Origin of the sequence: Arsenophonus nasoniae, assembly GCF_004768525.1 — a bacterium.
Lineage (GTDB): Bacteria > Pseudomonadota > Gammaproteobacteria > Enterobacterales > Enterobacteriaceae > Arsenophonus > Arsenophonus nasoniae.
The window spans coordinates 3604768-3620114 of record NZ_CP038613.1 but is presented as its reverse complement, the minus strand read 5'-3'; the positions used below and the strand labels follow the sequence as shown (position 1 = coordinate 3620114).

The following is a 15347-nucleotide window of genomic DNA, read 5'->3' as shown; positions in this document are numbered from 1 at the left end:
ATAAAACTTGGAGGTTTTCATGGCTGTCGCTGCCAACAAACGTTCGGTAATGACACTGTTTTCCGGCCCGACCGACATATTTAGCCATCAAGTGCGGATCGTATTGGCAGAAAAGGGCGTGAGCGTTGAGATTGAGAATGTTGAAGCAGGCAATTTGCCTCAAGATTTGATTGATCTAAATCCTTACCAAACAGTACCAACGCTGGTCGATAGAGAATTAACATTGTATGATTCCCGCGTTGTTATGGAATATCTTGATGAACGCTTTCCGCATCCACCATTGATGCCGGTTTATCCAGTGGCTCGTGGTAGTAGTCGTTTGATGATGCATCGGATAGATAAAGATTGGTATTCTTTGATGTATAAGATTGAAAATAAAGATCCTCAAGCTGATGCTGCCCGTAAGCAGTTAAGAGAGGAGCTGATATCAATCTCGCCAATTTTTAAAGAGATGCCGTTTTTTATGAGCGAAGAATTTAGTCTGGTTGACTGCTATTTAGCTCCACTTTTATGGCGTTTACCTTTTTGGAATATCGAAATCCCCAAAGGAAAAGAAACCGAGGGCATTCGTTCTTATATGGAACGTGTATTTGAACGAGACTCTTTCCTTGCTTCATTAACTGAAGCTGAACGTGAGATGCGTTTATCTACCACAGGTTAATTTATTATGGAGTTGTTAGGAATGTCGCCACGTCGTCCTTACCTTCTTAGGGCTCATTATGAATGGCTTCTCGACAATAATATGACACCCCATTTAGTTGTGGATGTTAATATTTTTGGTGTAAATGTACCGATGGAATATGCCCATAAAGGACAGATTATTTTAAATATTACTCCTTCTGCTGTCGGTAATTTAGAGTTGACGAATGAAATCGTCAGTTTCAGTGCCCGTTTTGGTGGTGTTCCTCGCCGTGTTGAAGTACCCATGTGTGCTATTATTGCTATCTATGGGCGCGAAAATGGAGCAGGAATGATGTTTGAACCCGAACCAGAATATGAGAGTGGCTCAGGTGATTCTGTTGCTAAAAGTGAAAATTTAGTGCTTATTAGTGATACTGAATTGTCAAACGAAGCACAAGAAATAACGTCAATTTCATCTTCTGATGATGAGCCGCCGACGCCACCAAAAGGACGCCCGACGCTACGTGTTATTAAATAAGGTATATTATAATTGAGGGGAGTATAAAATACTGCCCTTTTTTTATTTCTAAATCTCTACTTTTTGTTTATTAAATTTATATTTATCTGATAATTATAAAACTTCGTTTATAAGTTAATTCATTGTTTATGAAAATCTAAATGTAATTTATCCCTCATAATGTATGTTAGATCCCTCTGCTTTTTATCTATATAAGTTATGATTTAAGCTGATTTTCGGTATTGGAGTGTGTATGAAGCTGCTTAAAGGACTTGCTCAGTATTATGTTGATTTAATGATGAAGCTTGGCTTAATTGGATTTTCCTTACTATTAGCCACAGCACTGGTTGTATTAGCTATGGTATTACAGATAGCGGTTGATATTTTATTGTATGGCAATGTTCATAATATTGATTTGGTTCGCTCTATCTTTTTTGGATTGATTATCACGCCTTGGGCGGTCTATTTTCTTTCTGTGGTTGTTGAGCAACTTGAAGAGTCTCGTCGTCGCTTATCAGGTATGGTTGATAAATTAGAAGTTATGCGGAAGCGTGATGCCGAGCTTACTGACAAACTTAAAGGAAATATTGCTCAGCTAAATTTGGAAATTGCAGAGCGTGAAAAAGTACAAAAAGCGCATTTAGAATTATTAGAAAAATTGCAAAAAGAGATGAAGCGTCGAGAGCAGACACAACTTGAGTTCGAACAGCAGTCTATATTATTACAATCATTTTTAGATGCATCTCCTGATCTTGTTTATTATCGTGATGAAAATAATGATTTTTCTTGTTGTAATAGAGCAATGGAATTATTGACAGGTCGTAGTGAAAAGCAGCTTATTGGACTAACCTATCGTGAAATTTATGGTGAGGAGGTTGCAGAGAAAGAGCTTGAAACTGATGAAAAAGTATTTCGTCATAATGTGTCATTAACCTATGAACAATGGTTGGTATACCCAGATGGACGAAAAGCATGTTTTGAAATACGTAAAGTCCCGTTTTATGACCGGGTGGGGAAACGTCATGGGCTAGTAGGGTTTGGGCGCGATATTACCGAGCGTAAGCATTATCAAGAAGCGTTAGAAAATGCCAGTAGGGATAAAACAACATTTATCTCAACCATTAGCCATGAGCTTCGTACGCCGCTTAATGGGATTGTTGGACTGAGTCGTATATTACTCGATACAGAATTAACTAATGAACAAACAAATTATTTGAAAACTATCCATGTCAGCGCCATCACTTTAGGTAATATTTTCAATGACATTATTGAGATGGATAAGATTGAACGTCGCAAAGTTAGTTTAGATAGTCAACAAATTGATTTTAATGAATTCATTTCTGATATTGAAAACTTATCGAGACTTTTAGTACAACCTAAAGATTTAAAATTTATCCTAGAAGTAAAAGAAAATTTACCGAGTAAGATCATTACCGATGCAACACGGTTACGGCAAATACTATGGAATTTAATTGGTAATGCTGTGAGATTTACTCAACAAGGTGAGATCAAGGTTCGTATTTGGTACGAAGGACATGAGCAGCTTTTTATTCAGGTTATTGATAGTGGTATTGGGATCCCAAAAGAAGAGCAAAAAAAAATTTTTGCGATGTACTATCAGGTAAAGGGTAGTGCTGGTGGCCGGCCAGAAACGGGTACTGGGATTGGTCTTGCTGTTTCTAAGCGATTAGCGCAAAGCATGGGAGGAGATATACAGGTAGCTAGTACATTAGGAGTAGGTTCTTGCTTTACTGTATCCGTTATAGCGCCAATTGTCGCCAAAACGGTTGACATGCCAATACCAGAAGCTGTTTTACTACCTAAATTGCATATCCTTTTGGTGGAAGATATTGAATTAAATGTTATCGTCGCGCGATCTGTATTAGAAAAATTAGGTCATACCGTTGATGTTGCGATGAATGGTAAAGAAGCATTAAAAATGTTCAAAATTGGCAGTTATGATCTGGTTTTATTGGATATCCAACTACCTGATATGACCGGTCTCGATATAGCTCGTCAGCTTCGTCAAACCTATGCTAATGATGAACTTCCACCGTTAATTGCTTTAACTGCTAATGTATTGAAAGATAAAAAAGAGTATCTTGTGGCAGGTATGGATGATGTATTGAGTAAACCACTCTCGGTAAGCGCATTAATAAAGATTATTGAAAAATATTTAACTGATTGTAAAAATAAATCCATCAACATTCCGCTAAAACAATTTGTTAATCATGATGACATATTAGATATCAACATGCTCAACCAATATTTCGAACTAGTTGGCCCAAAACTTATTGAAGACAGTATAAAGATCTTTGAAAATATGATGCCAGGATATCTATCTTTATTAGAGTCTAATATTGTGGCTAAAGATCGTAATGGGATTATTGCCCAAGCCCACAAAATTAAAGGTGCAGCAGGAGCAGTTGGTTTACGCCATCTCCAGCAGTTAGCTCAACAGATACAATCTCCTGATTTACCTGCCTGGTGGGATAATATTCAAGAATGGTTTGATGAATTAAAAGTCGATTGGCAAAAAGATGTTGAGGTTTTGAAGCGATGGTTAGTGGTAGCTGAAAAAAAATAACCCCAACCGAAGTTGGGGTGCGCGAATATTGCGCCAACACCAGGGAAATCGTTTTTTACTCGCCAATTATGATATGAATGAATGCAGATGGTGAGTAAAATAGAAATCTTGATTTTTTTGTCAGCCAATCAACATAACAAATATAATCGTTTTTGTTACAAGATTCATTAAAATTTGTGACCAAGTTCCATGTTATCACATTAAATGAATTAGTAACAATCTACTACAAATGGAGTCAAATATGAAACCTATTGCAGTAATTTTAAGTGGTTGTGGTGTATTGGATGGTAGCGAAATCCATGAGTCAGTACTTACTATATTATCTTTGAGTCAAAATAATGTTGAAATGTGTTTTTTTGCGCCTGATCGAGAGCAACTAGATGTTATTAATCATATAAGTGAAAAAGAAAAACAAGAAAAACGAAACATAATGGTCGAATCTGCACGTATTTCACGTGGAAAAATAGCGCCTTTAGCATCTGCAGATGCCAATAAGTTTAGTGCAGTCATCATTCCTGGTGGATTTGGGGTTGCAAAGAATTTATCTAATTTTGTTATTAAAGGAAGTGATTGTGAAATAGATAAAGATTTATTAACATTTTGTCGCAAAATTCACCAACAAGGAAAACCCATGGGGTTGATGTGTATTGCACCTGTTATGTTACCAAAAATTTTAAATAAAACGGTAACGTTAACAATAGGCAATGATAAAGAAACCATTGCTCAAATAGAACAAATGGGCGGGAAACATATTATTTGTTCCTTTGATGATATTGTAGTTGATGAAGAGAATAGAGTAATCACAACACCCGCTTATATGTTAGCATCATCACCTAATGAGGCATGGCAAGGGATTAATAAATTAGTTAAAAAAGTTATCGAGATGGCTAGCCGTTAGTTATGTTAGCTTACTTATTATGGCATTGGTTAAAAAGGACATTATTAATCTTATCTTCTTGTTGGTTAATAACGATTTTGATTTTTAAATTTTTGCCTGTTCCTTTTTCGATGGTAATGTTAGAAAGAGAAATTAACGCTTGGTTATCATTAAATTTTTCTTATATTTCTCGTTCCTCTTGGGTAGAAATTAATGCCATCTTGCCGAACATGTTAATTGCAGCTATTGCTGCAGAAGATCAAAATTTCCCAAATCATTGGGGATTTGATTTTCAGGCAATAGAAAGCGCCATCAACCAAAATCCGGCTAGTAAAAAACCTGTCAGAGGGGCTTCAACTATCACTCAACAAGTTGTAAAAAATCTTTGGCTATGGGATGGACGAAGCTGGTTACGTAAAGGCGTTGAAGCTATTATGACGCCAATAATTGAAGTTATGTGGTCTAAAAAGCGGATTTTGACGATTTATTTGAATATAGCTGAGTTTGGTGAAGGTATTTTTGGCGTAGAAGAGGCGGCAAAATATTATTTTAAAAAACAGGCAAATCAATTAAATGAAGCGGAAGCTGCCCTATTAGCGGCAGTTTTACCAAATCCGTTAGTTTATCAAGTAAAAAGACCATCTAATGATTTATTAATAAGACAAGCATGGATACTGCGGCAAATGCAGCAATTAGGTGGTAAGAATTTTCTGAAAAAATATGGCTTCATTGCTAATTAATTTTAGTGCTAGTATAAAATATTGAAAATTTAATTTTTATGGATTTTTATTATTTACATAAGAGAATTATTTCTTTTGTTTATTATTTTTATTAAATTATAAATTTTGTTATTTTAGACGTCAAATAACTAACTGAGTTTCAGTAAAAAAACCGATAAATCAGTGCATAAACCAGCAAAATAGCTACTGGCACGGTTAAACAAATTCAGATGTTATAGTTTTTTTACTTTCCAATTAAATATTCCCTTACCTAAAAATAGAGTTATACAGAAACTCCACTGCTAACTATTCTCCTAACAGCCCTTGGAGGGAGTATTGTTGCATGAGTAATATTTACATTGAGTGATATTATTTAACATGAATCGTTGTTCGAAAAAAAGTGATCGTAATTCCAGATTGAGAAATTTAAACACGTTACACAACTGATGGCATTTCCATACAAAGTGCTTATATTGAAGAGAAGTAGTTACTTTAATCTACTTAATTTTTTTAAAATTATTGTGAAATTAGTTATGATAACCAAATATTGAGCTGCCTTTAATAAAAGACAAAATGCGGCTAGTAAGTATGCTAAGGGTTGTTACCCGACATCATAGCTGCCAGGTAACACAGTTAGCAAGGTAATTACTTTTTATATTGAGTGAGAAAATATTAATTAAGATAGGTAAATGCCGTAGTCACACGTTTAACGCCATCTGTCTCACTAGCAATTTTTGCTGCGGCAGCGCCTTCTTGTTGGGTGAGAATACCAAGTAAAAACACCTCTCCATTTTCTGTAATAACTTTGACGGTAGATGATTTAACCGAATCACTGGTTAGAATTTGCGATTTTATTTTGGTTGTTATCCAGGTATCTTTAGAAGCCGTACCAAGATCAACGGGTGTTGCCTGGCGGATTTCGTTATAAACTGCTTCAACACCTTCTACTTTGGTTGCTATCTGTTTCGCTCTTTCAGCTAACGCCAGATCAGGCGCTTGGCCGGTAAGTAGTATCTTACCTTCATAAGCCGTAGTAATAATACGTGCATCACGGATAATTGCATGATCTTTGTTAATAGCAGCGCTAACGCGGGCTTCTAATGTTCCATCGTCGACCTGGCGACCTACACTTCGCGGATCCGTCGCACTTTTTGTGGCGACCGCCGCTGAACCTATTACAGCAGCACCAAGGCATCCTTGTAACAAAAGGCTACTGCATATTATGGTAATTAGAGGAAAAAGTCTCATTATTATTCCTTAGTCATCTTGATGCGGAAAAAGTGTATTATCGATTAGATCACATAAACAGTTAACTGTTAATAGGTGAACTTCTTGAATTCTAATGCTTCTTTGCGAAGGTATGCGAATTTCTACGTCCTGAGTGCCTAATAAACCGGCTAATTCTCCGCCATCATGCCCGGTTAAGGCCACTATAGTCATATCACGAGCTAGTGAAGCTTCAACCGCTTTTATCACAACGCGGCTATCACCCTTGGTAGCAATTGCCAGGAGTACGTCACCAGATTGGCCTAATGCACGCACTTGTTTAGCATACACTTCTTCCGGTTTTTGGCCATTCGCAATCGAGGTTATAATCGCATTATCTGTGTTAAGACATAAAGCGGGAAGGCTTGGACGTTCAGCTTCAAATTGATTGATCATACTGGTTGCAAAGCGTTGTGCAATAACTGCCGAGCCGCCACTGCCGCAACATAAAATTTTATTACCATTTAGTAAGGCGTGAACGATCATAATCGCTGCACGAGAAATAGCATCGGGTAATGCTTCAGCTGCGGCAATTTGTGTTTGAATACTTTCGGTAAAACAGGCTTTGATTTTCTCCAACACGTTAAGACCTACTTACATATAATTAGTGGATGGTATCATAGTCACTAAAGGCATTTGGTAACCATTCAAACTGATTCCCTGTCGTAGCACAAATATCAAAACGACATAAAGCGGTTTCTATGTTTTCATTATGTTTAAGCAGCCATAATTTTGCGGCCGCAAGTAATTTTTTTCGTTTGCTTAGAGTTACTGACATTAATGCATTACCGAACTTATCATGGCGGCGAAAGCGTACTTCAACAAATACCCAGATGTTTCGATCTTTCATAACTAAATCGATTTCTCCAACTGAGAAACTCACATTGCGGCTAATAAATTGCAGCCCTTGCTGTTGTAAGAATTGTTTGGCTTTGTATTCGAAATGGCGTCCTTGTATCCAAGATAAATTTGGCGATTTTAGCATAGTGGATATCCTTATCTGTCAGGTGAAGATGCCGTTAAGATGACACTTTAATCACTATTTTACTCTATTTTTGTCTATTGGCTGATAAATTTTACTTTTAACTGACAATTTATTAAAGCAATTGAACTTTCCCTTGTTGAAATTTTAACCAAGGTAGGGAACGAAAAATAACGCAATTGTCACTATTAACGCTTAATTTGCCTGTGGCACCATTTAATTCAATATTATTTTGGTGTAGTTGGTTGAAATGATTGGCTAAAAGCCAAGCATCAATCCCCATGGCGTAAAGACGAATCAAGGAGTAATCAGCCGAAAGCCGTTGATTAGCTTGTGTTAGTAAAGCGGAATTAGCAGCAGCAAGTAAAGGGATTTCGCTGAATTGCAGATTTTCCATTTCCAGATAATAATCGGTACTTAAACCCGTTTGATGACTACGAGAACTGGCATAAAGTGTTGGCCGTGTGCGACTATCGGTTGCCATATCTATCATCGGTTTAATCAATGATAATTCATCACTTGTGGCCACAATATACACGGCATCAATAGCCTCTGCCATATCGTTGGTATTTGATGCTGGCTGTTCGGCAAGCATGATTGGTGTGCCTATCATACGTATTCCAGTACTCTGAGCCGTTCGGGCTTTTAGGCTATTAATATCACCAAAAGTTTGTTTACGTACCGAGGTTTGTTTCAATTTTAACCATTCTTGAGCAAATACATTTGCAATACGTTCCCCAAAAGGTGAAGCAGGGATCAAGAGCAATGGTGCTTGTTTACCTTGTTTTGCAATATGGCGAGCCGCATTGATGGCTTCATCTTCAGGCGATAGAGAAAAGTAACAGACATTATTTTTAAGTGGCATTTTATCAGGATCTAATTCATTTAATGTCAATAAATTTAATGGAGTATCTATTTGGATAGCTTTAAGAACATCCGGTTTTAATAATGGCCCGACAACCAAAGTAATGCCATCCTGCTCGGCTTGGCGAAGTAGTGTCTCAATCGATTGAGTATTGGTATCGTATACTTTAACCTGTTGATTATTAATTGGCGCATTGTCAATAACAAGCGATGGAGTTTGTAGATTGTTTTCTTGCGCTATATTATTGCTACTGTTAGTAATTGAATCAATAATACTTTGGACAGTATCACTATTCTGGTTGTTTTGCTCAGATGAGTTGGTTGTTGTGGTCTGATTAATAGGTAATCCTTTTTGGGCGTCAAGAAAACCTTGTAAAATGGCTTCAGCAAATATTTTGCCATTATTACTTAAAGGCAAGAATAGACCAATTTTAGGGTTGCTATTGATTGAAGAGTGATGAATGATTTGTATTAGTGCTGTTGGGGAAGTTTTAACACCTGGGTTAGCTGGATAGCGTATTTTCCAATCGTTAAATGCATTATTTAATGCCGCAGGATCTTGGTAGTTATTATGGTAGAGATCAAGCAGATCAACCCATCCCTGTAAGACATTTTCATCCGCCCTCACATCGAGTTTTTGAATTTGTTCAGCAGGCATATTGATTAACATTTGCCAAAAATCATCAATATTCTTTTGGTGACTAACCTGATCTTTTAAGAGTGGTTCTTGCGCAATATAGGCGCGTAAAGCTTTAGCTGATGGTGTACCATTAGCAGCATCAATAATTGATTGATAATGGCTGATTTCAGAGCTTGTCTGTATGGTTGCATCAGCGGTCGGTTTACTTTGATCTACTGAGGAATGACATCCCACTAAGATAAGTGAGGATAGCATTGCTATACAGATCAAACTTTTTTTAACAAAAATTGAAGAACGCATACTTTGTCCAGTGGTGTAATTATCATTGCTCAATTTTAATCGGTTATTCGGAAGAAACAATGAATGAACCTAATCAAGCTAAAGAGGTAGAGATGGTATCAACGCTATATATTGTACCAACTCCTATTGGTAATTTGGACGATATCACTCTGCGTGCATTGCAGATCCTTAAGCAGGTGGATCTTATTGCCGCGGAAGATACCCGGCGTACGGGTTTATTATTGCAGCACTTTTCTATTAATACCCGCATGATGTCCTTACATGATCATAATGAACAGCAGAAAACAGATCAATTAATTCCGCAATTAAAACAGGGACTAAGTATAGCGTTAGTTTCTGATGCAGGAACACCATTAATTAATGATCCAGGTTATCATTTGGTAAAAAATTGTCGTCAAGCAGGTATTCGGGTAGTTCCTTTGCCTGGGCCATGTGCCGCAATTACGGCGCTATCTGCTGCCGGTATCGCTTCAGATCGCTTTTGTTATGAAGGTTTTTTGCCGGCAAAACGTAAGAATCGGCAAGAGGTATTGCAGGGGTTAATGGATGAGTCTAGAACCCTTATTTTTTATGAATCACCTCATCGTTTGTTAGACACATTAGCAGATATGGTCGCTATTTGGGGCGCTGAACGTTATGTCATCTTGGCACGAGAACTGACAAAAACCTGGGAATCTATTCATGGTTTGCCGGTTAGAGAATTACTTGAATGGGTAAATGTTGATGAAAATCGTTATCGTGGCGAAATGGTATTGGTGGTTGAGGGGTATAGAGCACCAAAGGAGGCTAGTGCAGCCATTTCCTCTGAGGTGAAGAAAACATTAGCATTATTACAACAATCATTACCGTTAAAAAAAGCGGCGGCCATTACCGCAGAAATTTATGGTTTAAAGAAGAATGCATTATATAAGCATGCCCTTGAACAACAAGTTAACTCTGATAGTGCAATCAAGTAGGTTAGCAATTGGCCAGCTATTATAAATAACTATACAACTTAATGTTAAATCTCTATAATTTGGCGTTGGAGTTAGCTAGACGACCGCTGCTTTGTTGTTGGTTACCAGTGGTAATTGATAATTTAGGGGAGGAAAGTCCGGGCTCCATAGGGCAGGGTGCCAGATAACGTCTGGGAGGCGAAAGCCTACGACTAGTGCAACAGAGAGTAAACCGCCGATGGCTATTAAAAGCACAGGTAAGGGTGAAAGGGTGCGGTAAGAGCGCACCGCGCAGCTGGCAACAGCTTGTGGCACGGTAAACTCCACCCGGAGCAAGGCCAAATAGGGGTTCATTAGATGCGGCCCGCATCGAACCCGGGTAGGCTGCTTGAGTCAGTGCGCAAGTGCTGACCTAGATGAATGGTTGTCCACGACAGAACCCGGCTTATCGGCTGACTCTAAACCATTAAAAAACCCCATTGTGAGTAAACTTACAATGGGGTTTTACTTTTTAACTATTTAAAGTGCAATAGAATTGATAAACCGATTATTTATTATCAATAGCGTCTATAAGCACTGCTTTGTCATTTCAAGTAATTTTTTGACGTCCTCAGGGCGGGTATTACCGGTTGTTTTATCGATAATAGAGCTGTAAATATGCGGAATAATTTTCTTTACACCAGCAGTTAATGCAATTTTAAGAATTTCCGTGTAATTGTCTAAGTCGATACCGCCGGTTGGCTCAAGATAAAAATCACAATTAGCACAAGCCTCGGCAACAACTTGATACTCTTCGCGATATTTTAATCCTGCCATATTAAAAAATTTCACTGAGCTTGCGCCCATATCTTTTAACATTGCAATTGCTGTTTCAACAGGAACAATCGCATCTGGATAATTTGAGCTTAGCGGTCCAGTAGAAATTTTCACTTTACCAACTTCACCAGTGGGTGAAATAAGCGCATTAACGATAGTCTGTTCTTGGCCCAATAGTGCACGACTGGTTGCTGCACCAGTGAATACTTGGTTTACATGTTGAGGTTGAATGACTTTAGCAATTTGTGAAACCATATTAGATTGATTGGGATCGCCTGCACCTAAACCGACAGAAAGCGCATTATCAATTTCATCAGCATATTTAGCCATATCTTCGATAGCACTATTTAAGTCAGCATAGTTTTTCGACAGCACGCCAACCACGACATAAGTTTCAGCAGCTTGATAAATATCTTTAGCATTTTGGTGAGAGCCTGCTAGAACATTCAGACAAACACGATCATGATAGAAATTAGGGGTTAATTGTTTTCCCATTATTTGACTCCAGTAACAACTTGGCGTATGCGTGAGACAATTGTTTTCATTTGTTCGTTAGTAACACTACGGATATCAGCCTCAACTTTCCCTTCGTTGGCTTTATATTCGCGAAAATAGATAGCGGTATCGCCTTGTTTTAATTCTGCCATCATGGCGAAAGTGGTTTTACCAATGGCTTTTTGATCGAAGCTTATTTCTGCTCGAGCAATATCACGGCCAGCTGCATCCCAAACAATTTGGGCTTTAACCCCTTTAATTTTGTTGAGATCATTAATAAAGTCAGACATCCGCTCAACCATTTGTTTGCCGGTTTCTTTTTTGGCAGTTAGGTAGAGTTCAATCGCTAATGTTAGTCCTAAAATACCTTCTTTACCGACTTTCATTGCGCGACCTATGCCGCTACTTTGTTGTTTAACCCACTCAACATATTGGTGTTTACCAATGACTAGCCCGCTAGTTGGACCTTCAATTGCTTTAGCACCACTGTAGATCACCAAATCAGCCCCGTCTTGATAATAAGCCATTAGATCTTCTTCTGCGGCTGCATCGACTATTAACGGGATTTTATGTTTTTTAGCAACTTGCGCCGCTTCTTTTACCGTTAACATACTTTTTTGTACGCAGTGGTGCGATTTAACATAAAGAATGGCTGCGGTTTGATCGGTAATTTTAGCAGCAACTTGGGCTGCACTACACTCATTAGCATAACCGGCTTCGACAACTTCACCCCCACCAAGCGCGACCATGGTATCAACTGGTGCACCATAATTAACGTTATGCCCTTTCGGTATAACAATTTCACGGGCAACAGGTTGATGAGAAGTGTGAAGATTATAAAGTAAATCAGCATTATCTTTTACTATCACGGCCGCGATGGATTGCGCAATTCCTGCTGAGGCACAAGACACAACCACCGCATTTTCCACCTCAAGTAGTTTGGCAATATATTGCCCGGTTTTATTTACCAGATCTTTGATTTCAAAGTAATGATTAAGTCCATAGCCGACGCGCTCTGTAACTTCCGCTTTGGGCGTAGAAACGCCTAGCATTGTCATGCGACCGGAGGCATTAATCACATTTTTGAGTTGATATTGTTCATAAATCGATTGCATATTCAGACTCACTTTCTGTGGAAATGATTTCTTTACCGCCAACAATGGCAACAACAGGCACAAACTTATGGCTACCATAGCGTACCTCACCTTCTGCATCAGAAAGTTGAGTGCGCTCTTCTTTGAGATCAAAGATAGTGAAGTCTGCGTCCATACCGATGTCTAGATAGCCTTTACCTTGCAAATGGAGCAGGTCAGCGGCTTTTTTCGTGACACAATCAATGATTTGTTGTATGGAGAATCCCATACAAAGAAATTTAGTCATCACGAAAGCCAAACTATAAACTGGACCATTGATACGATTTTTGTGGTAAATATCGGAACTGATGATATCAGGATAAGTACCAATACGCATAGCTTGTTCCGCAACTTTAAAGCTGAAACTTTCACCACCGTGACCCACATCCAAGATCACTCCACGAGCAAGTGCACGTTGAATTGATGGCTTTAAATTGCCATTATCATCCAGAATACGATTAGGTTTACCATTAAAACAGTGGGTAATGATATCACCTTTGGTTAACAAATCTGCGATATCATCAAGATTGGGTGGATTATTACCAATATGTACCATTAATGGTAACCCACTTTTTTTCTGCATTGCTTTTGCTTTGACAAGCGGAGTTATACCATTTTCACCAACCACGCTCTTACTCATGCGTGCTTTTATCCCGACGACAAAGTCTGGATGATCATCGATAGCTTTTTGTAAACTAGCTTCGTCAATTTGCTGCATATCGGCTAATTCATTTTGGGCAATAATACCTGTTTTAGCGATATTAAGCAGTGAATAGACATTGGTTTTGACTTTACGTGTAATAGCAAAAAAGTGATCAATATCATCTGCGCCAACACTACCAGCATCTACTAGTGTGGTAACCCCGCAGGATGCGCCGGCTAAGTCGGGTTCATCGAAGTAAATCGGTGATTCTGGGTAACAATGGGTATGGGCATCGATCCAGCCGGCACTAATATAAAGTTCGCCTTTTAAATCAATCGTTTTAGTTGCTTGTTGTCCTTTGGCAGCATCAGAGCCAATGGCAACAATTTTGCTATCACGTACTAAGATATCAACGATCTGGTCGTTGATAAGTTTCCCTTGTTTGATAATGAGATCGTTCATAATAGCCTTCTTTATTTTCTTGCAAATTTAGGCGGCGATAGGGAAAAAATAACCCAGAATCATCGCACCGAGTATGGCTCCGCCGGCAATCGGTTTTTTCCAAATATAAAAAAGTAATGAACCAATAAGCGAACCAATACCAATTGGAATCGAGGCTGCCATCGCGGCTAAAATGATCAATGGGCCTAAAAACCGACCAGAGGTGTTACCTGCACCCATCATGACATCAGCCCCGAAGGTGGAATTAGTTTGTCCCACGGTAAATTTGCGAGCGAAGATAATGATACAACCAATAACGATACCTAATACTAGGCCGGTCATCAGCGATGCCCAGAAATTGGTGACTAAAAAGTCCATACCACTAGCCAGTAATAACGCTGGTACGCCTAAACCAAGTCCCGTTTGTAAAGCACCACCTATATCCAAGATCCCTACCAGCGAGCCTTCAATGATACGGGCAAAGAGGAAACTAGCACCAAATGCCGCCACTGCACCAAAAACACCGGTATCAAGACCGGAACGTAGCATAGCCACGAAGGCAACTTCATTGAAAGCACCGAAGCCATAAACGACATACATATGAGTTCCAGCAAAGATGCCGGCAGACAGTAGTCCAACAAACAGAGGAAATGACCACTCTGCGTACCAAAAGTCTTTTTTATTGATTTCCGTTGTCATAATTATTCTCCACTCATGATTTGGTGGATATGTTGCAGCCAGTTAGGTGCACCAAGATGGAAAGATTCGAGTATTTTGACATCAAATCCGCGGAAGAAGGCGCTGAGTACGAACAATAAGATTACTGCCACCATCATAGTGCGGGTGATTTTTGTCCAGCCACTATCGTCGACGCCTTTACCAATCAAGATCCCAAGCACAAGGCCTGGAATAGCATTGCCCATAATAAGTTGTGCACAACCACCAAGCAGGGTTGCCCAAAAACCTGAACGACGACCAGCATCCATGGCGGCTAACCAGAAGATGACCGGCATGACAATTTCGACTAATAAATTTGCCGCAGGAACTAAGACATTAATTGCTGTAGTTTGTAGCGCAGCAGGCACGGCAGAAGCCGTTGTATTTAAGAAAGCAACCACTATGGCACCGATAATGCTACAGGCAATGGCCATTTTCTTCGGATTATGCATTGTTTCCGCGACATTGCGGTTTTTTATCATTAAGACGGCAGTACCCCAGTTGGGTATAATTCGGTGATCAACGTCTTGCGTAAAAGCACCAGCAGCAACGGATGATGCCCAAGCATTGAAGAAAAAACCTAAGCCGAATGAAAAGTGAGAAGCAGGATCGCCTTCACAGGAATTTAATTCACCTAATGTACGGAAAGCTCCCATACCTTGAACAGTGGGTGCGTGAAACATACGCGCAGCACCTGCACCGAGGCCAAAACCACATAAGCCACCAATAATTAGGGACATGCCGAGTATTTCTAAAAAAGACGTTGTCTCGCCCATGACATTTTCTCCAAATCA

15 protein-coding genes and 1 other RNA gene are annotated in these 15347 nt (G+C 39.0%); 7 read left to right on the top strand and 9 right to left on the bottom strand.

The window, feature by feature from the left end:
- The first annotated feature begins 19 nt into the window (after window positions 1–19).
- The 5 genes from sspA to mtgA all read left to right on the top strand — a co-directional run bounded on the left by sspA (window position 20) and on the right by mtgA (window position 5342).
- Entirely contained in the window at window positions 20–661 is a 642-nt protein-coding gene (sspA, locus tag ArsFIN_RS18205; protein ID WP_026821377.1) for a stringent starvation protein SspA, read from the top strand.
- 6 nt (window positions 662–667) lie between these two features.
- The gene (gene sspB, locus ArsFIN_RS18200) at window positions 668–1159 is read left to right on the top strand and encodes a ClpXP protease specificity-enhancing factor (protein WP_026821378.1); all 492 of its coding nucleotides are present in this window, start codon (window positions 668–670) and stop codon (window positions 1157–1159) included.
- A gap of 232 nt (window positions 1160–1391) precedes the next feature.
- A complete protein-coding gene (arcB, locus tag ArsFIN_RS18195; RefSeq protein ID WP_026821379.1) occupies window positions 1392–3725 on the top strand; it encodes an aerobic respiration two-component sensor histidine kinase ArcB in 2334 nt (777 codons plus the stop codon).
- Between the two features lie 241 nt (window positions 3726–3966).
- The gene (gene elbB, locus ArsFIN_RS18190; RefSeq protein ID WP_026821380.1) at window positions 3967–4623 is read left to right on the top strand and encodes an isoprenoid biosynthesis glyoxalase ElbB; all 657 of its coding nucleotides are present in this window, start codon (window positions 3967–3969) and stop codon (window positions 4621–4623) included.
- A gap of 2 nt (window positions 4624–4625) precedes the next feature.
- Window positions 4626–5342 (top strand): monofunctional biosynthetic peptidoglycan transglycosylase, encoded by a 717-nt coding sequence (gene mtgA / locus ArsFIN_RS18185; protein WP_026821381.1) that lies wholly within the window; start codon window positions 4626–4628, stop codon window positions 5340–5342.
- A 651-nt stretch (window positions 5343–5993) separates the two neighbouring features.
- On the opposite strand, the gene dolP is transcribed toward mtgA, so the two are convergent.
- The 4 genes from dolP to ArsFIN_RS18165 form a co-directional block, all read right to left on the bottom strand.
- The gene (gene dolP / locus ArsFIN_RS18180; protein ID WP_026821382.1) at window positions 5994–6569 is read right to left on the bottom strand and encodes a division/outer membrane stress-associated lipid-binding lipoprotein; all 576 of its coding nucleotides are present in this window, start codon (window positions 6567–6569) and stop codon (window positions 5994–5996) included.
- A 9-nt stretch (window positions 6570–6578) separates the two neighbouring features.
- Window positions 6579–7169 carry a DnaA initiator-associating protein DiaA gene (gene diaA / locus ArsFIN_RS18175; protein WP_026821383.1) on the bottom strand — a complete coding sequence of 197 codons (591 nt, stop codon included), beginning with the start codon at window positions 7167–7169 and terminating at the stop codon, window positions 6579–6581.
- A 22-nt stretch (window positions 7170–7191) separates the two neighbouring features.
- Entirely contained in the window at window positions 7192–7572 is a 381-nt protein-coding gene (locus ArsFIN_RS18170; protein ID WP_026821384.1) for a YraN family protein, read from the bottom strand.
- A gap of 112 nt (window positions 7573–7684) precedes the next feature.
- Window positions 7685–9373, bottom strand: a complete 1689-nt coding sequence (locus ArsFIN_RS18165; protein ID WP_026821385.1) for a penicillin-binding protein activator — start codon at window positions 9371–9373, stop codon at window positions 7685–7687.
- Window positions 9374–9432: 59 nt separating this feature from the next.
- Between ArsFIN_RS18165 and rsmI the strand changes: the two genes are divergently transcribed.
- On the top strand, window positions 9433–10329 hold the full coding sequence (rsmI, locus tag ArsFIN_RS18160; protein WP_026821386.1) for a 16S rRNA (cytidine(1402)-2'-O)-methyltransferase: 897 nt from the start codon (window positions 9433–9435) through the stop codon (window positions 10327–10329).
- A gap of 67 nt (window positions 10330–10396) precedes the next feature.
- Window positions 10397–10772: RNase P RNA component class A (gene rnpB, locus ArsFIN_RS18155), an RNA gene on the top strand.
- Between the two features lie 103 nt (window positions 10773–10875).
- Here rnpB and dagF read toward each other — a convergent pair.
- Genes dagF through ArsFIN_RS18130 form a run of 5 tightly spaced genes read right to left on the bottom strand, consistent with a single transcriptional unit; the run spans window position 10876 to window position 15329 of the window.
- Window positions 10876–11619, bottom strand: a complete 744-nt coding sequence (dagF, locus tag ArsFIN_RS18150; RefSeq protein ID WP_034249111.1) for a 2-dehydro-3-deoxy-phosphogluconate aldolase — start codon at window positions 11617–11619, stop codon at window positions 10876–10878.
- On the bottom strand, window positions 11619–12734 hold the full coding sequence (locus ArsFIN_RS18145) for a DgaE family pyridoxal phosphate-dependent ammonia lyase (protein ID WP_026821388.1): 1116 nt from the start codon (window positions 12732–12734) through the stop codon (window positions 11619–11621). The genes dagF and ArsFIN_RS18145 overlap by 1 nt, the downstream gene beginning before the upstream one ends.
- Window positions 12718–13857 carry an amidohydrolase/deacetylase family metallohydrolase gene (locus ArsFIN_RS18140; protein ID WP_026821389.1) on the bottom strand — a complete coding sequence of 380 codons (1140 nt, stop codon included), beginning with the start codon at window positions 13855–13857 and terminating at the stop codon, window positions 12718–12720. Before ArsFIN_RS18140 ends, ArsFIN_RS18145 begins: the two co-directional genes overlap by 17 nt.
- A gap of 27 nt (window positions 13858–13884) precedes the next feature.
- Window positions 13885–14535, bottom strand: coding sequence for a DUF4310 family protein (locus tag ArsFIN_RS18135; protein ID WP_026821390.1), 651 nt, complete (start codon window positions 14533–14535; stop codon window positions 13885–13887).
- Between the two features lie 2 nt (window positions 14536–14537).
- Window positions 14538–15329, bottom strand: a complete 792-nt coding sequence (locus tag ArsFIN_RS18130; protein ID WP_026821391.1) for a DUF4311 domain-containing protein — start codon at window positions 15327–15329, stop codon at window positions 14538–14540.
- Between the last annotated feature and the right edge of the window lie 18 nt (window positions 15330–15347).